The organism is Mammaliicoccus sp. N-M50 (genome assembly GCF_022386995.1).
GTDB lineage: Bacteria > Bacillota > Bacilli > Staphylococcales > Staphylococcaceae > Mammaliicoccus > Mammaliicoccus sciuri_A.
Genome location: NZ_JAJNJA010000003.1, coordinates 228,194 through 248,056, shown reverse-complemented (window position 1 = coordinate 248,056; position 19,863 = coordinate 228,194). Strand labels below are relative to the sequence as shown.

General features: G+C 32.5%; 23 protein-coding genes and 1 pseudogene. 14 read left to right on the top strand and 10 right to left on the bottom strand.

Annotated features, from left to right (window positions below; translation table 11 throughout):
- Window positions 1-34: 34 nt before the first annotated feature.
- Entirely contained in the window at window positions 35-793 is a 759-nt protein-coding gene (locus tag LQ622_RS06940; protein WP_037589303.1) for a threonine/serine exporter family protein, read from the top strand.
- A gap of 10 nt (window positions 794-803) precedes the next feature.
- Window positions 804-1,265 carry a threonine/serine exporter family protein gene (locus LQ622_RS06935; protein WP_037589302.1) on the top strand — a complete coding sequence of 154 codons (462 nt, stop codon included), beginning with the start codon at window positions 804-806 and terminating at the stop codon, window positions 1,263-1,265.
- 51 nt (window positions 1,266-1,316) lie between these two features.
- Here the strand turns inward: LQ622_RS06935 and LQ622_RS06930 are convergent, their stop codons facing one another.
- The gene (locus LQ622_RS06930; RefSeq protein WP_206166415.1) at window positions 1,317-1,760 is read right to left on the bottom strand and encodes a YtoQ family protein; all 444 of its coding nucleotides are present in this window, start codon (window positions 1,758-1,760) and stop codon (window positions 1,317-1,319) included.
- Between the two features lie 106 nt (window positions 1,761-1,866).
- Between LQ622_RS06930 and LQ622_RS06925 the strand changes: the two genes are divergently transcribed.
- From LQ622_RS06925 to LQ622_RS06915, 3 genes are all read left to right on the top strand, one after another.
- Window positions 1,867-2,385, top strand: a complete 519-nt coding sequence (locus LQ622_RS06925; RefSeq protein WP_239762146.1) for a GNAT family N-acetyltransferase — start codon at window positions 1,867-1,869, stop codon at window positions 2,383-2,385.
- A gap of 737 nt (window positions 2,386-3,122) precedes the next feature.
- Window positions 3,123-3,332, top strand: coding sequence for a hypothetical protein (locus LQ622_RS06920; RefSeq protein ID WP_204173339.1), 210 nt, complete (start codon window positions 3,123-3,125; stop codon window positions 3,330-3,332).
- Between the two features lie 102 nt (window positions 3,333-3,434).
- A complete protein-coding gene (locus LQ622_RS06915) occupies window positions 3,435-3,842 on the top strand; it encodes a GNAT family N-acetyltransferase (RefSeq protein WP_204176119.1) in 408 nt (135 codons plus the stop codon).
- A gap of 165 nt (window positions 3,843-4,007) precedes the next feature.
- Here the strand turns inward: LQ622_RS06915 and LQ622_RS06910 are convergent.
- Window positions 4,008-4,088: pseudogene (locus LQ622_RS06910) on the bottom strand (type I toxin-antitoxin system Fst family toxin); the annotation flags it as partial.
- 169 nt (window positions 4,089-4,257) lie between these two features.
- Here LQ622_RS06910 and LQ622_RS06905 point away from each other — a divergent pair.
- A complete protein-coding gene (locus tag LQ622_RS06905; RefSeq protein WP_025905698.1) occupies window positions 4,258-4,629 on the top strand; it encodes a hypothetical protein in 372 nt (123 codons plus the stop codon).
- 157 nt (window positions 4,630-4,786) lie between these two features.
- Here the strand turns inward: LQ622_RS06905 and LQ622_RS06900 are convergent, their stop codons facing one another.
- On the bottom strand, window positions 4,787-4,882 hold the full coding sequence (locus LQ622_RS06900; RefSeq protein ID WP_107603061.1) for a type I toxin-antitoxin system Fst family toxin: 96 nt from the start codon (window positions 4,880-4,882) through the stop codon (window positions 4,787-4,789).
- Between the two features lie 245 nt (window positions 4,883-5,127).
- On the opposite strand from LQ622_RS06900, the gene LQ622_RS06895 reads away from it, so the two are divergent.
- Window positions 5,128-5,712: an AAA family ATPase gene (locus LQ622_RS06895; RefSeq protein WP_239762155.1), complete on the top strand. Its 585-nt coding sequence runs from the start codon at window positions 5,128-5,130 to the stop codon at window positions 5,710-5,712.
- A gap of 61 nt (window positions 5,713-5,773) precedes the next feature.
- Here LQ622_RS06895 and LQ622_RS06890 read toward each other — a convergent pair whose 3' ends face one another.
- Both LQ622_RS06890 and LQ622_RS06885 read right to left on the bottom strand, forming a co-directional pair.
- Entirely contained in the window at window positions 5,774-6,997 is a 1,224-nt protein-coding gene (locus LQ622_RS06890) for an Nramp family divalent metal transporter (protein ID WP_239762169.1), read from the bottom strand.
- Between the two features lie 28 nt (window positions 6,998-7,025).
- Window positions 7,026-7,967, bottom strand: a complete 942-nt coding sequence (locus LQ622_RS06885) for an agmatinase family protein (RefSeq protein ID WP_025905703.1) — start codon at window positions 7,965-7,967, stop codon at window positions 7,026-7,028.
- A gap of 151 nt (window positions 7,968-8,118) precedes the next feature.
- On the opposite strand from LQ622_RS06885, the gene LQ622_RS06880 reads away from it, so the two are divergent.
- From LQ622_RS06880 to LQ622_RS06870, 3 genes are all read left to right on the top strand, one after another.
- Window positions 8,119-8,955 carry a hypothetical protein gene (locus LQ622_RS06880; protein WP_239762171.1) on the top strand — a complete coding sequence of 279 codons (837 nt, stop codon included), beginning with the start codon at window positions 8,119-8,121 and terminating at the stop codon, window positions 8,953-8,955.
- A 123-nt stretch (window positions 8,956-9,078) separates the two neighbouring features.
- Complete coding sequence (locus tag LQ622_RS06875; protein ID WP_239762172.1) at window positions 9,079-10,512, top strand: sucrose-specific PTS transporter subunit IIBC; 1,434 nt, start codon at window positions 9,079-9,081, stop codon at window positions 10,510-10,512.
- 63 nt (window positions 10,513-10,575) lie between these two features.
- Entirely contained in the window at window positions 10,576-10,908 is a 333-nt protein-coding gene (locus LQ622_RS06870) for a hypothetical protein (RefSeq protein WP_126476704.1), read from the top strand.
- Window positions 10,909-10,990: 82 nt separating this feature from the next.
- Here LQ622_RS06870 and LQ622_RS06865 read toward each other — a convergent pair whose 3' ends face one another.
- Window positions 10,991-11,548 (bottom strand): TetR/AcrR family transcriptional regulator, encoded by a 558-nt coding sequence (locus LQ622_RS06865; protein WP_239762174.1) that lies wholly within the window; start codon window positions 11,546-11,548, stop codon window positions 10,991-10,993.
- Between the two features lie 817 nt (window positions 11,549-12,365).
- On the bottom strand, window positions 12,366-13,265 hold the full coding sequence (locus LQ622_RS06860; RefSeq protein ID WP_239774840.1) for an ABC transporter substrate-binding protein: 900 nt from the start codon (window positions 13,263-13,265) through the stop codon (window positions 12,366-12,368).
- Between the two features lie 136 nt (window positions 13,266-13,401).
- Here LQ622_RS06860 and LQ622_RS06855 point away from each other — a divergent pair, with 136 nt between their 5' ends.
- Window positions 13,402-14,301: a DNA-3-methyladenine glycosylase family protein gene (locus LQ622_RS06855; protein ID WP_239762177.1), complete on the top strand. Its 900-nt coding sequence runs from the start codon at window positions 13,402-13,404 to the stop codon at window positions 14,299-14,301.
- 55 nt (window positions 14,302-14,356) lie between these two features.
- Here the strand turns inward: LQ622_RS06855 and LQ622_RS06850 are convergent, their stop codons facing one another.
- On the bottom strand, window positions 14,357-14,776 hold the full coding sequence (locus tag LQ622_RS06850; RefSeq protein WP_037589290.1) for an OsmC family protein: 420 nt from the start codon (window positions 14,774-14,776) through the stop codon (window positions 14,357-14,359).
- Window positions 14,777-14,955: 179 nt separating this feature from the next.
- Here LQ622_RS06850 and LQ622_RS06845 point away from each other — a divergent pair, with 179 nt between their 5' ends.
- Both LQ622_RS06845 and LQ622_RS06840 read left to right on the top strand, forming a co-directional pair.
- Complete coding sequence (locus tag LQ622_RS06845) at window positions 14,956-16,008, top strand: ABC transporter permease (RefSeq protein ID WP_239762179.1); 1,053 nt, start codon at window positions 14,956-14,958, stop codon at window positions 16,006-16,008.
- Window positions 16,009-16,010: 2 nt separating this feature from the next.
- On the top strand, window positions 16,011-16,688 hold the full coding sequence (locus LQ622_RS06840) for an ABC transporter ATP-binding protein (RefSeq protein ID WP_239762181.1): 678 nt from the start codon (window positions 16,011-16,013) through the stop codon (window positions 16,686-16,688).
- A gap of 53 nt (window positions 16,689-16,741) precedes the next feature.
- Here LQ622_RS06840 and nfsA read toward each other — a convergent pair whose 3' ends face one another.
- Window positions 16,742-17,497 (bottom strand): oxygen-insensitive NADPH nitroreductase, encoded by a 756-nt coding sequence (gene nfsA, locus LQ622_RS06835; RefSeq protein WP_239762184.1) that lies wholly within the window; start codon window positions 17,495-17,497, stop codon window positions 16,742-16,744.
- Window positions 17,498-17,635: 138 nt separating this feature from the next.
- Entirely contained in the window at window positions 17,636-18,919 is a 1,284-nt protein-coding gene (locus tag LQ622_RS06830) for a homocysteine synthase (RefSeq protein ID WP_239762185.1), read from the bottom strand.
- A gap of 190 nt (window positions 18,920-19,109) precedes the next feature.
- On the opposite strand from LQ622_RS06830, the gene LQ622_RS06825 reads away from it, so the two are divergent.
- A complete protein-coding gene (locus LQ622_RS06825) occupies window positions 19,110-19,853 on the top strand; it encodes an amino acid ABC transporter ATP-binding protein (protein WP_239762187.1) in 744 nt (247 codons plus the stop codon).
- Window positions 19,854-19,863: the final 10 nt, after the last annotated feature.

Genomic DNA, 19,863 nt, shown 5'->3' with positions numbered 1-19,863 from the left:
TATAGATATAAAGATAAAGTGAGGTGTATAGTATATGAATCAACAACGTTATCCTAAATCTTTAGTTCAAGAAATTGTGATGAATGCTGGTTTAGTATTGTTAGAAGCGGGATCGGAGGCTTTTAGAGTTGAAGATACGATGTATAGAATGGCTAAACGATTAGGGTATCCGAATAATCAATGTTATGTCAGTTCAACGATTATAAATTTCGCTTTAGATATTGATGATAATATTAGAGTTTATAGAGTTAGTAAACGAGATACTAATTTAGGTAATATCCACCGAGTAAATAATATTTCTAGAATGTTAGATAAAGGGCAAATATCTGCTGAAGAAGCATTGAAACGTATTCGTACTATACATAAATCTCCATTACCATACTCGTTACCGTTTAAAATGATTGCTGCAGGTTTCATTTCAATTTTCTTCCTATATTTATTTAGCGGACATAAAGAAGATATCATCGCTACATTTATTGGTGGTGCAATAGGTTATTCTATAGTAGAAATCCTTCATTCATGGACACGTGTTAAATTTATAGCAGAAATTATTGCCGCAAGTGTCATCGCATTAATCGCTATTTATAATCAAATGTTATTTGGTGGAGATGCTTTAAATATTGCGATTATATCTGCAGTTATGCCGATTGTCCCAGGTGTACTCATAACGAATGCGATTCAAGATTTATTTTTAGGACAATTATTGGTTGGCATATCTAAAGGATTAGAAGCAACTTTTACTTCTATTGCCATTGGTGTCGGTGTAGGTATTGTGTTGTTAATATTCTCATAAGAGGTGAATTATGGTTATTACGATAATATTAAACATTGTATTTAGTTTTGGTACGGCTTTCTTTTTTGCTTTATTATTTAATTCACCTAAATATTTATTAACCCCGGCTGGTATCGTTGGTGCCATCGGGTGGGTTGCTTTTCAAACGGGTATGATAGTCAATGGTTCTGACGTACAATCTTCATTTATTGGCGGTTTGTTTATAGGTGTGGCAGGACATATCATGAGTAGAAAATTCTTCTCACCAGTTATTCTCTTTATTATTCCTGGTATCATACCACTTGTACCTGGGGGCACAGCCTATGAAGCGATTAAAAATTTAATATTAAATGATTATCATGAAGCATTAATTACGATGATAAAAGTTGCGCTTATCTCAAGTTCAATAGCACTTGGGTTGCTCATAGCAGATTTATTATCGAAAGTTTACTATAAATTTAAGAAACATCGACAATTAAATAAAGTTAAATAAAAAGGTTATCACGCATGTATTGTCATTAATAAGCGTCATAACCTTTTATTTTTATTCGTAAATATATTTAAGGACTTCTAATGCTTGGTCTACTGTCTCAACAGTGACATTTGCTTTGTTAGATAACTCTTTAAGTGGGTGAATTAAGTCAGTTGGTCGTATAATTATTAACGGCTTGTTTAAAGCAATCGCCGTAGAAGCATCCATTGCCGTATTCCATTGTTTATATTTTTCACCAAATAATGCAATGACAACATCTGCTTTATTCATTAACACTTGCGTACGGAAATTATTAATATCAGAAGCGGCTTGATCTTTATAATAATTATTAGGTTGTTCACCTAAAATAGATTCACCAATATTATCAGAACGATCATGGTTGGTTTGCGGACCAACAAACGTTAACGGTAAATTATGCTGTTCAGCTTTCTGAGTGATTTCTTCTCTCCAATTATCATGAATTTGTCCTGCTAAATAAATCGTTAAATTTGTCATACGAATATTCACTCCTTTTTTATTAGTTTAACATATTTAAATCAATCGCTTTCTTTGATATGATTAGAAAAATATAAATAAAAAAGTATGGAAGAAGGCTCTCAATATGCATACAATCGAAATAACAGCTATTCAAGAAAATGAAATAGAAGCTTTATCTACAATATGTAAAACGACTTTTAAAGATACATTTATAGACGATATGCCACAAGAAGATATGAATCAATATTTTGAAGAAGCATATAATCATGAAATACTTTTAAGTGAACTGCAAAATAAAGAATCATGGTACTTCTTTGCCAAAATCAATCAAGAAATAGCAGGGTACATGAAACTTAATATTGGATCAGCACAAACGGAACCAATGGGAGATGAATATCTAGAAGTACAACGTTTATACATGTATAAGCAATTTCAGTCAAAAGGAATCGGCAGTGAACTCATGAAAAAAGCTTTTGAAATTGCTAAAGAACAACAAAAATCAAAACTGTGGTTAGGCGTATGGGAACATAATCACCAAGCACTTAACTTCTATACTAAACATGGCTATAAAATAGTAGGATCACATCAATTCGTAGCTGGTAATGACATATCAACCGACTATATCGTTGAGACAGAAATATAGAGATGAATATAATATAAGGAGGCAGAATATGCTTATATTTTTATTTATTTTAGCTTGCGGACTTTATGGTTATTATTTGGTTAATCGTAAAAGAAAAAATTAGAAAATAATGCGATAAAAAAGAGGCCTAATTTCAGGTCTCTTTTTTATCGTATTTGCAATTCTAATTTCAAAATTTGCTAACCTTTTAATTAAATAAATATTTTTAATCTGTTCTTTTAAAATGAATACAAAAGATGACATACACGTGCGCCTACTTTATTTTATATTTATTATTTTTACATAATTTAACCATAATTCCATTTATTTGTAAATATTGTTTTGAAGTAGGTGCTCTTTGTTGTAAAATTAACTTAAACGTAGTGAATCATAGGCAGAAAAATATATTATGTAAATCACTGCACCTTAGACAAAGGATCTTAATAATGGTGTATTTAGGAGTGATTGCATTGCTATACTTAATAATTATTTTATTCATTGTAGGTTATACTGCATTTAACACGTGGGTACAGGTATATGGAATAAAGAGGTATAAAAGAAAAGTTTCCCAAAAGCTATTTAGAACGATATTAGTAACAAATTTCGTGTTAGCGATAATATTAATCATCATCTATATCTGTTTTCCTTAATAAAGATATAGATTCATTTGAAGATATTTGAAATCATGTAGAATATTTTATCTTCATAATTTACTCATATTGAAATGAAAGAAGTGATTAATGTTAGGAGGGGTATTTATGATTGAAATGCTCTTTATATTTTCAATTGTTTTTGTGATTTATTATTTATTTTGGAAATTATACATTATCTGCGCAAAGTTTTTGAAACAACAAAGAAGAACAAAAAATAACTACATAGTTAAACATATATTACTTTCATCTGGTGAAAGACTTAGTCACGTTGATTTAATAGTCGTACTATTGTTAACTTACTTAAGTTGTAGATAGACCATATTAAGATACTAATGCTATATTTGATGAAGAATATACAATAAACATAAGTGTGTGATATTAGAGTGAAATATAATTCTATAGAAGGTGCAGGTATTGATGAAATTCAACAAAATAACCAGTGTCGAAAGTAACTCAATTATTAGGGATCTATTTCAAAATATATTGAACATAGAAAGTATAAAAGATGTTGAAGAGTATTACAGTATAACTGAAAATGAACTGTATTCTGTTAGTAATAATGAACGTATAGTAGGACTAGTGGGGTTAATCAGTACTGAACAAGAAGTTGTGATTAAACATATCGCTATTCAAAGTCACATACAGAATAAAGGGCTAGGAACTGAGATTATAAATAAAATACATCAATTATTCCCTAAACAGAAGTTAGTAGCTGAAACGGATAATGACGCAGTAGGTTTTTATACTAAACTAGGATTTAAAATTATTTCTTTAGGGGAGAAATATCCAGGAATTATTAGATATAAGTGTATCAAAGAGTTCTGAAAGGTATAAAAATAAGGTGATTAATGTATATTTTACACATGACATGACATGTAATAGGTGGTATAATGTAATAAATAGAAATAATTGTTATATTTTAACATTTCATCTCATCTTTATATGGAGTAGTGCTTGAACTTATTAATGGTGTTGGCTAAAAGTCGCCTATTATTTTTTATAATTCTCTGGCCAATGAGAAAAGTAAGCTATTGCACATTCATATATGATGGGTGCAACGATGTGGACAAAAGTATTTACTGTAAAACCCCCTCACTACTGCCATAGTGAGGGGGTTTTTAATGCAATGTTTCATTTACTGTTCGTTTGGATTTGATTTAGAGTTTTGGTTATCATTATTTTAGAAGATGATTGTGGTAATACACATACTAATTATTTTATAATCAAGGGGTGTTTGAATATGCTTGAGAATAAAGAGAGTTTTAGATTACTTTATCAAGCTATAAGCGAACTATCAGTTAGAATTGGTGATAATCAATTAGAGACAAACTCTGTAAGTTTATTATTATTGGATTTTGATTTTGAGCATGAGGTGTTTGATAAACTTATGTTAGCTATTATGAAGTATTTGGGTAATGTAAGTTTAGATGATATAAATCATAGAGAACTTTTGGAATTGATAGATCAGACTATTCCAGAGGATAGACAATTAAATGAATTTGTGAAGAATAAAATCATTATAGGTTTTGCTAATAATTATTTTCCTGAATTACAGACTGTAGCAAATCACATAAAGAATGAAATGGGTATGTCTATTGCTAAAAGTAAATAAATTTTTTGAACATCAATGTCAATTTTACACATGACATGAAATGCAATAGGTGGTATAATGTTACTAACAAAAGCAATTGTTGTGACTCAACACCAAACCCCCTCACTATGGCCGTAGTGAGGGGGTTTTATTAGTGGTGTCGGCTAAATGTCGCCTTTTATTTTTTCTTACGATTCTCTAACCAATGAGAAAAGTAAGCTATTGCACATCCACATATAATGGGTGCAATGATATTGACAAAAGCAGTTGTCATTCTCAACACCTCCTCTCTATGTAGAATTACGCCATAGAGCTAGGCGACGATATAATTATACCATTATTCCGGGCAATTAAAAACTTTTAATATAAAATTGTATTTAATTTAATATTTGTGCCTAAATTTTTTGTAAACTGCATTTTGCTTTTGAATTTTTACTTAAAAACTACTTTTGACAATACCGATTTTCATTATTTGTAGTAAAGGATATAATGTATCTAACACTAGAAAAGGGTGAACATATGATTATCTGGCTGAATGGGGCATATGGTTCTGGAAAAACGACTGTGGCTTTTGAATTGAATAAGAGATTATCTAAATCTTTTGTTTATGATCCTGAAAATTTAGGTTTCTTTATACGCCATAATATACCTAAGAATTTACATAAAGATAATTTTCAGGACCATGATCAATGGAGATACTTTAATTATGATTTATTAAAGTATATAGCAGAGTCATATGACGGTATAATCATTGTACCTATGACGATCATTAATATTGAGTACTACCAAGAAATTATTGAATGCTTAAAAAAAGATGGGATTCGATTAGATCATTATATACTGTATGCAAATAAGAAAACTTTAAATAGACGTTTGAATAAAAGATTGGAATTGGGAGAAACGTTTGCTCGTGTTCAAATGGACGACTGTATTGAGTTTTTTGATAATGTTGTTACAGAATATAAAATATATACAGATCAATTAAATGTTGATCAAGTTGTTAATGAAATCGCTCAAAAAAGTCAATTAAAACTATTAAAAAATAGAAATTGGCTAAAGAGAAAACTCGATAGAATTTTAACGACATTTAAGCATATTAGATGATTAAATGTTATTTTCCAAGACGAAACCCCCTCACTAAGGTGATAGTGAAGGGGTTTTTGATTTATCCGATAAAGCTTTGTATAGCATCTATTAAACTGTAAACACCTAAAAATGATACGACGAGTACGACGAATAGTCCGATGATGTTAAGGACGATGCCGTTTGCAAATTTACCCATCATATTCTTTTTATTCAATATTATAAAGATTAATATTGCAATGAGTGGTAAAATGATGCCATTTAATGCTTGTGCGATTAGTAAGACTTCTAATGGTTCGAATCCGAGTGAAGAGGTGATGATACCTATGAAAATGACGATTGCGAACACGAGTCTATATTTTTTACTTTTCACGCCACCTTCCCAACGGAGACAACTACTGATTGTTGCTGCGGCACCCATTGGAGAGGCAATTGCTGAAGATAGACCTGCTGAGAATAATCCGACACTCATAAATATAGGTGCAAAGTCTCCTAAAATTGGCTTAAGTGGTTCGGATAACTCGACTAAACTTGAGACTTCTTTTCCATGGATGAGTGTGCCTGAAGTAATCAGTATGGCAGCAGAAATCAGTCCACCTAATCCTATCGCAACAATTGTATCGATTCTTACAATTTTTAAATCTTTTATACCATTAAATCGTTCATGTATAGAACTGGCATGGATAAAGAAATTATAAGGTACTACTGTTGTACCAATTAGTGCGATAATAGTTAATAATGAGCCGTTAGGTATGCTCGGTATGAATGCACCTTTTAAGACAGCACCGAAATCTGGTTGAATGACAATCACTGTTGTTATAAAGATGACACCCATAATGAGCACAAGTACGGTCATAACTTTTTCTATTAAATCATAACTACCGCTTAACCCGATTAACAAAATAACAATACCAATGACAGGTGCAATATAATTTTCTGGAATGCCTAGTAAATAGGCAGCACCTAACGATGTCCCTAATAAATCCCCCGATATGTATGCTGCACAACCAACTGCGACAGCAATCATACTGAACCAAACTGTGATGATTTTAAGTAATTGGTGATTAAAAATATCCCGTATAGCTTCTCCTAAACCTTCATTTGTAACAAGCGCCAATCGAGCAACCATTTCTTGAAGTGCAATCGTTGCAATGATTGAGAAGACTACTGCCCAGAGTAAGCTGTATCCAAATCCTGCACCACCTTGAGTCATGGTTGTAACGGTACCAGGACCAACAAATGATGCAGTAATAATCATTCCGGGACCAAAAATACTAAACTTACTTCTTTCTCTCTTTTCAGTCATATCTTGTCATCCCTTCGTTTGTAAGGCGTTAAACTTTGTTTAAATACTTAATATGGCCGGCTAATACATAAAGTACAGCAGTTGAAACAAAGTGAGCAGAGTTCTGATTCGCATCTTGCATTGGATAAACTTCAACAAAGTCCATACCAATAAGACCTAACTTTCCAAATTCATAAATCATTGTTAATAGTTCATAACTTGTTAACCCATTGCCATCAACAGGGCCGCCTGGATTAAAAGCGAAATCGAGTACATCACTACAGATCGTTAAGTAAACGACATCTACATCTTTACTTGCTTGAGCATAAATATCACGCGCAAACTGACGTAAATCAGATGTTTCTTTAATTTCATTAATTGTGATAGTAACCGCACCATTTTCTTTAGCGAATTGTCCCGTTTCAGGCTGGTTACGAGGTCCATGAATACCAGTATGAATTAAGCTTTCATTTCGAATGCCTTCTGTTTCGTACAACCTCATGAAAGGTGTATTACGCGCAAATTGTTCATTTTCATAGTGAGGCATATTATCATAGTGCGCATCTAAATGAATAATGCCTACTTTTTTCCCGGTGTTCGTTAATCCTTTTAAAATTGGATAAGTGATGCCGTGATCGCCACCTAAACCAACTAAAAATTTATTGGATTTCCATAAATCTTCAGCAAATGCTTCGATGTTCTGAACCGTTTGATCAACATCATGTGGTACAGTTGAAACATCACCTACATCCCCGATAGATAAATGTTTATGTACATCTATGTGATCTAATTCAGGTAAATATCCACTATATCTAGCAGAAGATAATCTAATTTGCTTCGGCCCTAATTCACACCCAGTATAATCTCCCCAAGTGCAAGGTCCTTCGAAAGGGACGCCATATACGAGAACGTCTGTAGAATAATCTTTTTCTTTTGTTAAGTTTTTACCACCTAAAAAGCAAGGTGTATTGCCATAAATTCGTTCTGTCATTGTAAAACTTCTCCTTTCAATTATTTATTCACATTATATAAAATTAATCATTCGTTTTCAAACTTTTCTGAATATTATTTTTAGAAAAGGGAATATTAATTTTAATAAATTAATTAAATTTCACTTAAAATGATTGGAGGGATTTATAATCATGATATATAAATGTGTTTGGATGGTTACTGCTATATTGCTGTTAACAGGATGTAGTATCACAATAGGAGATCCTCAAAATCACAATCAAAAACCTTCGAAATCCAATAATAAACAGCAGAAAAATAAAAAAGAAACGCCAAAAATTAATGTTTTATCACAAGATTTTTCTGATCATTATATGAATGAAAACCATGTTACGGGATATAAAGGATTAATGAAGACAATGGATAAATCAGAAATAGAATCTAAATATGGAGATGAAGAAGAAGTACGTAATTTTTTAGGAAGAGAAGGGCATGTTTATGGGAATTTTATGGTTAGGTATTATTTGAGTGAAGGTTATCCAGTTAAACAATTTAGCATCGTTCCTAGTAACCACGTTACTTATAAAGACTTCGTCGATTTTCATGGTGAACCAACACAAGATTTAAGAACGAGACAAGGACATTCATTTGTTGTATATAACAAGACGAATCATAACGGCTATCAAGTTGCTGTATATACAAAAGGAAATACTGACGATGATAATATTCAATATATCATGCAATTTCCAGATGACTTTCAGTTTGAAAATTCAAGGGATAATCAACAAACAACCATTACGAGAGAGAATGTATTTGATGCAGTAGAAGCATTTGAAGGTATAGATAAAGATGATACAGATCATATCATTTGGAAAGAACCTAAGAAGAAAGGTGACGTGTTTGGATTTTCATATTCAAGTAAAGATGACAAACTACTTGGTTCTTATAATGTTAGTGAAGATGGATATGTTGAATCCTTTAATGAAAATGGCAAAAAAATTAGAGCTGGTTATATTAATTTAAATCAGTAAAATTACATTAGTAGCGTTGACAATTTTAATGGAACCGATTACAATCATATCATGTTAATATATTTTTTTGAATCTTTTTGGTACCGGTACCAAAAAGGACGGGATAAATAAGGAGTGAAATGAATGAATTATAAAAAGGAAGCTCAGAATATTACTGAAGCAATAGGTGGGAAAGATAATATTGAAGCTATTGCGCATTGTGCAACACGCTTAAGACTTGTATTAAAAGACGAGTCTCAAGTAAATGAAGACCAATTAAATGATATGGATGTTGTTAAGGGGACTTTTTCAACGGGTGGTCAATATCAAATTATTATAGGTTCTGGAACGGTAAATAAAGTCTTTGCGGAAATGGAATCTTTAACAGGGTTAGAGGCATCGACGACATCAGAAGTAAAAGAAAAGTCGACTAAGAAATTAAATCCTATTCAGCAATTTGTAAAAATGTTATCAGATATATTTGTTCCGATTATTCCTGCAATTGTAGCAGGTGGTTTATTAATGGGAATTAACAATATTTTGACTGCTAAAGATTTATTTTATGATAAAGCGTCATTTATTGATGTACATAGTCAATTTGCAAGTTTAGCTAATATGATTAATGTTTTCGCAAATGCACCATTCGTATTTCTACCAGTTCTAATAGGGTTTAGTGCAGCGAAGCGGTTTGGAGGCAATGCATTTCTTGGAGCTGCACTTGGTATGATACTTGTGCATCCTAGTTTAATGAATGGTTATGATTATCCTAAAGCTTTAGTAAAAGGCGACGAAATCCCAACGTGGGAAATTTTTGGACTTTCTATCAAAATGGTTGGTTATCAAGGACAAGTGTTACCTATATTAGTCGCATCTTACATACTTGCTAAATTAGAAATTGGATTTAGAAAAGTCATCCCTTCTACTTTAGATAATTTGTTAACACCATTACTGTCATTATTCTTTACAGCATTTGTTACATTTTTAGTCGTTGGACCAGTTACACGAACTGCAGGGACTTTCTTATCTGACGGTTTAACTTGGTTATATGAAACAGGTGGCGCAATTGGTGGCTTGTTATTTGGATTATTATATGCACCGATTGTTATTACTGGTATGCATCATAGCTTTATCGCTATTGAAACAACATTGATTGCAGATAAAGCAAATACAGGCGGATCATTTATATTCCCAATTGCAGCAATGTCTAACGTTGCACAAGGGGCAGCAACACTTGCAGCATTCTTTATTGTGAAGAATCATAAGATGAAAGGTACTGCTTCAGCAGCAGGTATTTCTGCATTATTAGGTATTACAGAGCCAGCTATGTTTGGTATAAACTTAAAATTACGTTATCCATTTATCGGTGCGATTATAGGATCAGGTGTTGGTTCTTGTTATGTAGCTGCAACAAAAGTAAAAGCTATTGCACTCGGTACAGCAGGATTACCGGGATTTATTTCTATAGCTCCAGGTAGTTGGTTTAACTATATTATCGGTATGGCGATAGCAATTATTGTCGCTTTTGTTGTTACAATTGTATTATCTAGAAGAAAAGCATATAGAGATGTGCAATCATAATATTTGTTACGACCTCTCATTATTTCGTACAATAGAAGTAGTTATTAAATGGAGGTATTGAACATGAAATTAAATGAAATTGATGAAAATGAATTATATCCTACAGAAAAAATTGGGCCAAGTGTACTAGGAACAATTATTTATAAAGTAGGCGAACAAAGCCAATTTAAAGGGGCATATATTACAACAAACGAACGTGTCATTATGAGCGTTGATATGAACGGTGAACCTTATAAAAGAGTATTTAGTTATCAAGATATCAAAGCCGTTACAATAGAAGATAAAGGTGTATTATTTATTGAATTCCTCCCACAAGGAAAAGTTGCAATGATTGATATTGAAGAAGGAGACAAAGAAGCATTCAAAGATTACGTTAACAATCTTGTTCAACAATAAATAACATTGTTAAAAACCTTTCAATGAAGACCATAACAGGTCTAAATTGAAAGGTTTTTTTATATACAAATGATGAAGTTGATTAATCGTTATTCAATCCAATAATATTGACTTCGTTAAATATTTTATCCAGCTTTTCATAGTCTAAATCATTGTTTGTGGACTTTGACCAATGTATAATACCAGCTAAATTAGAAGCGTAAATAAAAGGTAGTAAAGATTGAGGTAAATGCTCTGGTGTTGAAACCATATTGATATTATTTTTGAAATCTTTGCTGAATACTTCAATAAAGTACTTAGCGATTTCGTCCATAAATGCAGTATCACTATTATCTTTTTGCTTTTCAAATACGTCACTTAACTCACTGATAAATGCCTTTTCCATCGATTGAAATGGATGATGTAGACGGTCGTATAAATCTAATTCAAAGAAATCTTTTGTATATTCGCTTAATGCATATTGTAAGAGATCAAACTTATCCATAAAATGCTTGTAAAAAGTTGTTCTATGTATAAGCGATGTATGACAAATTTCATTTACAGTAATCTCTGAGAAATTCTTCTCTTTAAGAATCGAGATTAATGTTTCTGTGAGTGCTTTTTTAGTTTTAATCACGCGTAAATCCGTTTGTTTAGTCAAAATGAATTCCACTCCTTTAATATACAGTGTATGCATAAAATTTATGAAATGCAAATAGGGAGGTTGTGAGGAATAGTTGTTACGAGTTGTGTATATGAGCGTGCCGTTATTAGCACTTTTGGCAAGAAGTGCAAATACTGAGTGTGTTATTAGCAGTTTTGATGAGAAGTGCAAATACTGAGGTTGTTATTAGCAGTTTTAGTGAGAAGTGCAAATAAGGAGACCAGTAATTACAATTCTCAGTAGTTTTGTAACTAAGGCCGTCCATAGTAACATTTCGGCGGAGTTTTGTAATTAAGGAGGTCTATAGTAACAATTCAGCGGAGTTTTGTAACTAAGGCGGTCTATAGTAACACTTCAGCGGAGTTTTGTAACTAAGGCAGTCTATAGTAACACTTCAGGCGGCTTTTGTAATTATGGCTATTCTTAGTAACACTTCAGGCGACTTTTGTAACTAAGGAGGTCCATAGTAACACTTCGGCGGAGTTTTGTAATTAAGGAGGTCTATAGTAACACTTCGGCCGAGTTTTGTAACTAAGACCACTGTTATGAACAAGTTTGGGCAGAAGTGTTCACAAAGCCCTCGTTATGAACAAGTTTGGGCAGAAGTGTTCACAAGGCCCACGTTACGAACAAGTTTGGCCAGAAGTGTTCACAAAGCCATCGTTATGAACAAGTTTGGCCAGAAGTGTTCACAAAGCCATCGTTATGAACAAGTTTGGCCAGAAGTGTTCACAAGCCCGCCGTTACGTACATATTTAACAACCCCCATATATAATAGAAGAGACTAGGTCACTATGACCTAGTCTCTGCTTTATTATTTAGTTAACATATCTTTGAAGTATTTAGATTGTTTTTCGATTGAAATTGGATCTGAATACATGAATTCATTTCTTGGATAGTAATACACGTGATCTTCTTTAACTGCTGGTGTGTTTTTCCAAATGCTACCTTTAGTTAATGAAGAACTTGGTGCTTTTCCATTTTCAGTTGGGATTAATAAATAATCACCAGTGTATTTATTAAAGTTTTCGAATGATGTTGTTAACCAACCTTCTTTAGGAATATCTTTTTGTGCTGCTTCTGGATGTTTAAATCCAAATCCTTGATAAATGACTTCTGAACCTCTACCAAAGTTCTTACCGATTAATGTAAGTTCTTTAGGTCCAACTTCCATGATAGAAACTGTGCTGTCTTTACCAATTTTGTCTTGAACTTCTTTCCCGTCTTTAGCCATGATATCTTCTAATTCTTTAACTTGTTCTTTAGCTTTATCTTCTTTACCTAATAATTTCCCGATTTCAATGTGTACTTCTTTAAAAGTACGTTTACTGTGGTCGAATGGTACAGTAGGTGCTATTTTTTCATATTTTTTGATTTGTGGGTTAGCATTATAAGTAATGATTAAATCTGGTTTAAGCTTTGTAACAGCTTCAACATCTTCAGAACCAACACGTTTCCCGTCTTTATCGTCAACATATTTTGATTTAGGGAAATCAGCATCTGTTCCGACTGGATCTACACCAAGTTTTTGGAAGTTACCTTGGTTAGTTGTTAATACGACAACACGTTTTGGATTGTTAGGAATTTCAATCGTTTTACCTTCATCTGTTTTATATTTGTGAGTTTTGCTTTTAGATGAGTCATCATCTTTGATGCCACAAGCTGCTAATACAAGTAACAATGTAGCGAGGAATACAAGTAATTTTTTTGTCATTTTTCTCTCTCCTAAGTGATAATTACTTTCAATTATATCATGTTAATTTGTTAAATAGTATCCATTTTTTTATTTTAAATTTGTTTATGAATTGTAAATAATGGATAATAAACTGTAACGATGGAGGTGATGTATCATGCATGAAATTAGAATAGAATGTCCCAAAATATTCGACTATGAAAAATGCTTAGATTATTTAAAAAGAGATGAGAATGAAGTGTTATTTGAAGTTGAAGATCATAAAATTTATCGTGCGATTAATTTAGATGGCGAGCGACTGTTGATGTGTATTTATTATCATCGCCATTACTTAATTGTTGAGATTTTAAATGATGTTTCTGTAAATCCCGCACTTACTGAAAAAATAATTGCATATATAGAAGAATGGTTCGATTTCTCAGCAGATTTATCATCGTTTTACCAATATGGTAGAAAAAATGAAATACTAAAGCCATTAATCCAGGAATTATATGGTTTAAGGTTGATTAGAATTCCAAATTTATTTGAAGCTATTTCCTGGGGCGTAATTGGACAGCAAATTAATTTAACATTTGCATACCAACTTAAAAAGAGACTTGTTCAAACATATGGCGAAAAAATAACTTACAATCATAAAGCTTATTATATCCATCCTACAACTGAAGTGATTGCGAATGTTTCAGTTCAAGAGTTGATGGATTTGAAATTTTCAAGAAGAAAAGCAGAATATTTAATAGATATTGCGAAAAGAATGCATTCTCAAATGTTATCTAAAGACATGTTGTTGGATATTGAAGATACAAATGAAATTGAGCGTACACTTATTAAAAATAGAGGGATTGGTCCTTGGACAGCACATTATGTTATGATGCGTGCGTTAGGTGTTCAGGATGCTTTTCCAATCGGGGATGTTGGTTTACAAAACGCATTGAAAGACATCTTGAATTTAGGTAAGAAACCATCTAAAGAACAAATGTTGAGTTTGAATGAAGGTTGGCATGAGTGGAGTTCATATGCAACATTTTATATATGGCGAGCACCACATATTCAAAATTAAAGAGTTGGATTGAAATCTCTACGATAATTAGGGTATTTCATCCAACTCTTATTGTTTAGTCTAAAGTTTGTTCTTCACCATTAAAGATAAGTTTCGGTTCAATTGTTGCTTTTAAAGAATGTGCAACCGTACAATATTTTTCGACACTCAGTTTTATGGAACGCTTTAATTTTTTTAAATCCACTTCACCTTCAACATCAAAGATTAATGTGACATGTTTCACTGCTCGAGATGTTGTATCTTCTCTTTCATCATCTACAGTAATTTCTAATTTCGTAACTTGAGCTAAACGTTCTTTCATTAAATTGGTAACATCAATTCCAGTACATCCAGCTAAACCGCTTAGCATGAGTTCAACAGGAGATGGACCATTGTCATCTCCACCTGATTCTGTTGGTGCATCAGAGATGATGTCATGTCCAAATTTGGATTGTGCTTTAAAAGTTTTTTTACCTTGCCAAGTAGACTTAATCATTAAGCTCTCCTCCTCTTTTTCTAAATTGTATCAACTTCAAATAATATAGACTAGTAAATCGTCTTTCCCATAATCATTCATAAAATAAAAAAATTTGTTTTATGTCTTTTTGTTCATATTCAGTTCATATTGCCTCGTTATGATATGTATATACATTAAAGAGAGAGGAACGGATAGACATGAAACTAGCACTTAAAGAGCTTACTTATTACAAATTTAAATATCTACTCGTAACATTAATTTTATTCTTATTAGCATTTTTAGTGTTATTTATATCAGCTTTAGCACAAGGGTTAGCTAAAGAGAACGTATCGGGAATTGAACAATGGAATAAAAGTACTTACGTAATTGCCAGTGATGCTGACAATAACTTGAGTCAGTCTAATATTACGACGAAAACTGATGACGCTGTTAATACAATCGCTAAAGGCGACACAATCAAAACAGCAATGCAAAAAATAGATACTAAAAGCGGGAAAACGGATTTAATGTTTACACAAATGACAAATAACATTAAACCGAAACCAACAGAAGGACATTTACCTCAAAATAAAAACGAAGTGTTATTGAATGAAAAATTAAAAGCAGAAGGTTTTAAAGTAGGGGACGAAATTAAATTATCAGAAGGCGATCAATCATATAAAATCTCAGGATTCGCTGATAACATCATGTTCTCACATACATCTATGGCATATGTAAATGAAAATGGTATGGATGCGTTGAAAGGTCATCATATTTCAGTCATTGCTTATGACAACTTGAATAATCATCAAAAAAGTGAAATCAACGACATAGACAATGTTAAAGTCATTTCACAAGATGACATGTTAAATGCCATTCCAAGTTATAACGCAGAACAACAACCATTGAACTTGATGATTGTATTCTTATTCGTTATTTCAGCGATTGTTATTACGGCATTCTTCTATGTTATGACAATTCAAAAAACAAGCCAATTTGGTATTTTAAAAGCAATCGGTACAAAAAACATATCACTTATCTCATCATTAATGTTGCAAATTCTGATGATTACATTAGTGGGCGTGGTCTTATCCATTGCCATTATATTTATCATCAACAGTGTGATGCCAGTTTCAATGCCATTCTATATTGACGCAAACTTAATGATGTTAATGGTAGCCGTATTCATCGTAGTTTCATTAATCGGCGCCGTACTATCACTGATTAAAGTGACAAAAATCGAACCACTTGAAGCTATAGGAGGAGAATAATAATGGGATTAGTTGTTGAACATGTTACAAAATCATTCGGAGAAAATGAAGCAAAAACACAAGTATTAAATAACATTACATTTACAGCAGAAAAAGGACAGCTTGTTATTTTGAATGGCGCTTCTGGTTCAGGGAAATCTACATTACTTTCTATTATTGGTGGATTACTTGGCAAAAGCTCAGGAGAAATAACTTTAGACGATTTAGATTATGTAGACTTATCAGATAAAAAATTAACAGATATGAGATTGAATCAAATAGGATTTATCTTTCAATCATCACACTTAATACCATATTTAAATGTTACAGATCAACTTGTTTATGTTGGTGAAATGGCTGGTATGCGTAAAAAAGATGCTAAAGAAAGAGCTGAAAAATTATTAAAACAAATTGGTTTATCTCATCGACTTAAATCATATCCAAATGAATTGTCAGGCGGGGAAAAACAACGTGTTGCAATTATGAGAGCTTGGATGAATCATCCAAAAATGATTTTGGCAGATGAGCCTACTGCAAGTTTAGATTCAAAACGTGCAATAGAAGTAGCAAAAATGATTAAAAATAGTGTGAAAGAAAATAATTCAATTGGTATTATGATTACACATGATGAAAGAATATTTGAATTTGCAGATAAAGTGATTAAATTAAGTGACGGAAGAATTGAGGAACAAGTATCATAATTAGAAAAAGCGGCTGGAGATTGTTAATCATCTCACAGTCGCTTTTTGTATGTTTATTTTTTAATAAATCCTTTGATATTTAATTTTTCTAGAATGTCTGGTCTTGTTTTTTTGCTCATCATATTCTTAATTTGTTCTGACCAAGATTCTGAACGTTTACCTTGTGTGCGTTTTTCATAATATTCTTGAATGTCTTTGTCATATTGTTTAATTTGACTAAGTTGTTGTTCTTTGTCGGCATTATATTGATTTTCGTGGAAGACATGTTCAAATGGTAAGCGTTGTTTAGGTGACCCTTGATCGTCATCACTCGGTACACCGACAGCCATACCGAATAGTGGGAAGACATGCTCAGGTAAGTTTAATATTTCACTCACTCGACCAACATCGTTACGTAATGATCCTAAATAAACAATGCCTAGCCCCATATCTTCAGCAGTTAAAGCTACATTCTGTGCAGCAAGTGCAACATCTATCGTACCAACGAGCAAGCCTTCAGCTGACTCAAAACTAGGTTGCATATTGCCTTGTGTTTCTTGGTTAATTAAACTATGGCGGTAATAATCTATCACATACACAAATAAATAACCGTTATCGACAACATGTTGTTGCCCTGATACTTCTTTTAATGCTTGTTTAATTTCTGGGTCTGTAATACCAATAATAGAATAAGCTTGAACGTAACTTGAAGTTGAAGCCATTTGTCCTGCTTTTACTAATTTTTCTACAGTCTCTTTAGAAAGAGGTTCATCTTTAAACTGTCTAACAGATCGGTGCTGTTGTGTTAAGTCAAATACGCTTTGATTCATTGTGTTCAGTGCTCCTTTATAATACTTATGATATATAAATGTTATCAAAAATATTAAAAATATTCATATAACGTGCTTTAAATAAAAAATAAACGTTTAGGATATCAAATGAAATCCTAAACGCTTTTTAAGTGAAACTTATTTAATTTTATTTAACGCTTGTTCTAAATCTTTAATAATGTCTTCGCTAGATTCTGTACCTACTGATAAGCGGACTAAGTCTTTTGTAACACCTGATGCTAGTTGTTCTTCGTCTGTTAATTGTTGGTGTGTTGTACTTGCTGGATGTATGATAAGTGATTTAGAATCACCAACGTTTGCTAATAAAGAGAATAAATTCAGGGCTTCTACAAATTCGGGAATAGCTTCTGAATCACCTTTAACACCAAATGTTAAGATAGCACCTTGGCCATTAGGTAAGTATTTAGTTGCGAGTTCGTGATATTGATTAGATTTAAGACCAGGATAATTAACCCAGCTTACTTTTTCATGTTTTTCTAGAAACTCTGCAACTTTTTGAGCATTTTCAGAATGACGTTCTGTTCTTAAATGTAAAGTTTCAAGTCCGATTAGGAATTGTTGTGCATTAAATGGAGAAAGTGCCGGTCCAATGTCTCGCAATAATTGTACACGTGCTTTCGTAATGTATGCAGCTGCACCAACATCATTGACATAAGATACACCATGATAACTTGGATCAGGTTCGACTAATCCGGGGAATTTGCCATTATCCCAGTTAAATTGACCACTATCTACAATCACACCACCAATTGATGTACCGTGACCACCAATAAATTTAGTCGCAGAATGGACAACGATGTCAGCACCAAATTTAATTGGTTGTAGTAGGTGAGGTGTAGCAAATGTATTATCGACGATTAATGGAATACCATTATCGTGTGCAACTTTAGCAACAGCTTCAATATCTAATACATCTATACGTGGGTTACCAATTGTTTCAGCGAAAATAAGTTTCGTATTTTCATTGATTGCTGCTTCAAAATTTGCTGGATCATCTGGATCTACAAAGTGAACTTTAATGCCAAATTTCTTTAAAGTTACAGCAAATAAATTATATGTACCACCATATAGGTTGGTAGATGCGACTACTTCAGAGCCACTTTCTGCAATATTTAATATACTCAACGTAATGGCTGCTTGACCGCTACCAACACTTAATGCTGCTAGTCCGCCTTCTAATAAAGCGATACGTTTCTCGAATACATCATTCGTTGGGTTCATGATTCGAGAATATATATTACCTTCTTCAGCTAAAGCGAATAAGTTCTTCGCATGTTCAGTAGATTTAAACGTATATGAAGTTGTTTGATGAATAGGTACAGCTGTAGAACCTGTTACAGGATCAGGTACTTGTCCACCATGAATGGCTAAAGTTTCTTTATTCCAATTTTCTTGTGTCATAAAAATAATCCCTCCTAAAGTTATATATGTCATTATAGTCAGATAATTTAAAAAATTCAATTAAATCCGAGTTAAAAGATAAGAAAATTTCATTAAGCCTTTTAAAATGCAATTTTAGATTAAAACCGACTTTACTTATAAGAATAGTTGTGATAAATTCAAAATATTATTACGTTCGGGAGTGAATGACTTGCTTAAAGTTGAAGGGTTGTATCATAAATTTAGTACACAAGAAATTTTGAAGAATATAAATTTTGAACAAGAAAAAGGTACCGTCACAACAATTATTGGACCAAGTGGATCGGGGAAGACGACGCTACTAAGAAGTTTAAATATGCTTGAAACACCATATAAAGGATTGATCGAACTAGGGAATTGTAAGTTCGATGTAGAAAATTATCAAAAACAGGATGTTACACGCTTAAGAAGTCAATCTGCAATGGTCTTTCAACACTATAATTTGTTTAAAAACCGTACGATTTTAGAAAACATTACAGAAGGTTTAATATACGGACAAGGAATGAAGAAGAAAGATGCTAAAGAAAAAGCTATGAAGTATCTTAAGAAAGTATCTTTAGATGATAAAGCAGATGTTTATCCTGTTCAATTGTCAGGTGGACAACAGCAACGAGTTGGTATCGTGAGAGCACTCAGTATCGAACCTGAAGTATTGTTATTAGATGAACCGACTTCAGCACTTGATCCGGAATCTGTACAAGGTGTGTTAAATATTATTCAAGAAATCGCAAGCGAAGGTAGAACGATGGTTATTGTAACCCATGAAATCCAATTTGCGAAAGAAGTATCTGATCAAGTTGTGTTTATGGATAAAGGTGAAATTATTGAAAGTGGGACACCAGAAGCCGTTATTGATAATCCAGCGTCTGAACGTACGAGAAGATTCTTAAGTCGTTTAACACCAGTCGGATTGTAGGAGGTAAAGA

Excerpts from the sequence above, each read along its gene's own strand:
- LQ622_RS06940 (WP_037589303.1), top strand. The coding sequence starts at position 35 with ATGAATCAACAACGTTATCCTAAATCTTTAGTTCAAGAAATTGTGATG.
- LQ622_RS06935 (WP_037589302.1), top strand. The coding sequence starts at position 804 with ATGGTTATTACGATAATATTAAACATTGTATTTAGTTTTGGTACGGCT.
- LQ622_RS06930 (WP_206166415.1), bottom strand. The coding sequence starts at position 1,760 with ATGACAAATTTAACGATTTATTTAGCAGGACAAATTCATGATAATTGG.
- LQ622_RS06925 (WP_239762146.1), top strand. The coding sequence starts at position 1,867 with ATGCATACAATCGAAATAACAGCTATTCAAGAAAATGAAATAGAAGCT.
- LQ622_RS06920 (WP_204173339.1), top strand. The coding sequence starts at position 3,123 with ATGATTGAAATGCTCTTTATATTTTCAATTGTTTTTGTGATTTATTAT.
- LQ622_RS06915 (WP_204176119.1), top strand. The coding sequence starts at position 3,435 with ATGAAATTCAACAAAATAACCAGTGTCGAAAGTAACTCAATTATTAGG.
- LQ622_RS06905 (WP_025905698.1), top strand. The coding sequence starts at position 4,258 with ATGCTTGAGAATAAAGAGAGTTTTAGATTACTTTATCAAGCTATAAGC.
- LQ622_RS06900 (WP_107603061.1), bottom strand. The coding sequence starts at position 4,882 with ATGACAACTGCTTTTGTCAATATCATTGCACCCATTATATGTGGATGT.
- LQ622_RS06895 (WP_239762155.1), top strand. The coding sequence starts at position 5,128 with ATGATTATCTGGCTGAATGGGGCATATGGTTCTGGAAAAACGACTGTG.
- LQ622_RS06890 (WP_239762169.1), bottom strand. The coding sequence starts at position 6,997 with ATGACTGAAAAGAGAGAAAGAAGTAAGTTTAGTATTTTTGGTCCCGGA.
- LQ622_RS06885 (WP_025905703.1), bottom strand. The coding sequence starts at position 7,967 with ATGACAGAACGAATTTATGGCAATACACCTTGCTTTTTAGGTGGTAAA.
- LQ622_RS06880 (WP_239762171.1), top strand. The coding sequence starts at position 8,119 with ATGATATATAAATGTGTTTGGATGGTTACTGCTATATTGCTGTTAACA.
- LQ622_RS06875 (WP_239762172.1), top strand. The coding sequence starts at position 9,079 with ATGAATTATAAAAAGGAAGCTCAGAATATTACTGAAGCAATAGGTGGG.
- LQ622_RS06870 (WP_126476704.1), top strand. The coding sequence starts at position 10,576 with ATGAAATTAAATGAAATTGATGAAAATGAATTATATCCTACAGAAAAA.
- LQ622_RS06860 (WP_239774840.1), bottom strand. The coding sequence starts at position 13,265 with ATGACAAAAAAATTACTTGTATTCCTCGCTACATTGTTACTTGTATTA.
- LQ622_RS06855 (WP_239762177.1), top strand. The coding sequence starts at position 13,402 with ATGCATGAAATTAGAATAGAATGTCCCAAAATATTCGACTATGAAAAA.
- LQ622_RS06850 (WP_037589290.1), bottom strand. The coding sequence starts at position 14,776 with ATGATTAAGTCTACTTGGCAAGGTAAAAAAACTTTTAAAGCACAATCC.
- LQ622_RS06845 (WP_239762179.1), top strand. The coding sequence starts at position 14,956 with ATGAAACTAGCACTTAAAGAGCTTACTTATTACAAATTTAAATATCTA.
- LQ622_RS06840 (WP_239762181.1), top strand. The coding sequence starts at position 16,011 with ATGGGATTAGTTGTTGAACATGTTACAAAATCATTCGGAGAAAATGAA.
- nfsA (WP_239762184.1), bottom strand. The coding sequence starts at position 17,497 with ATGAATCAAAGCGTATTTGACTTAACACAACAGCACCGATCTGTTAGA.
- LQ622_RS06830 (WP_239762185.1), bottom strand. The coding sequence starts at position 18,919 with ATGACACAAGAAAATTGGAATAAAGAAACTTTAGCCATTCATGGTGGA.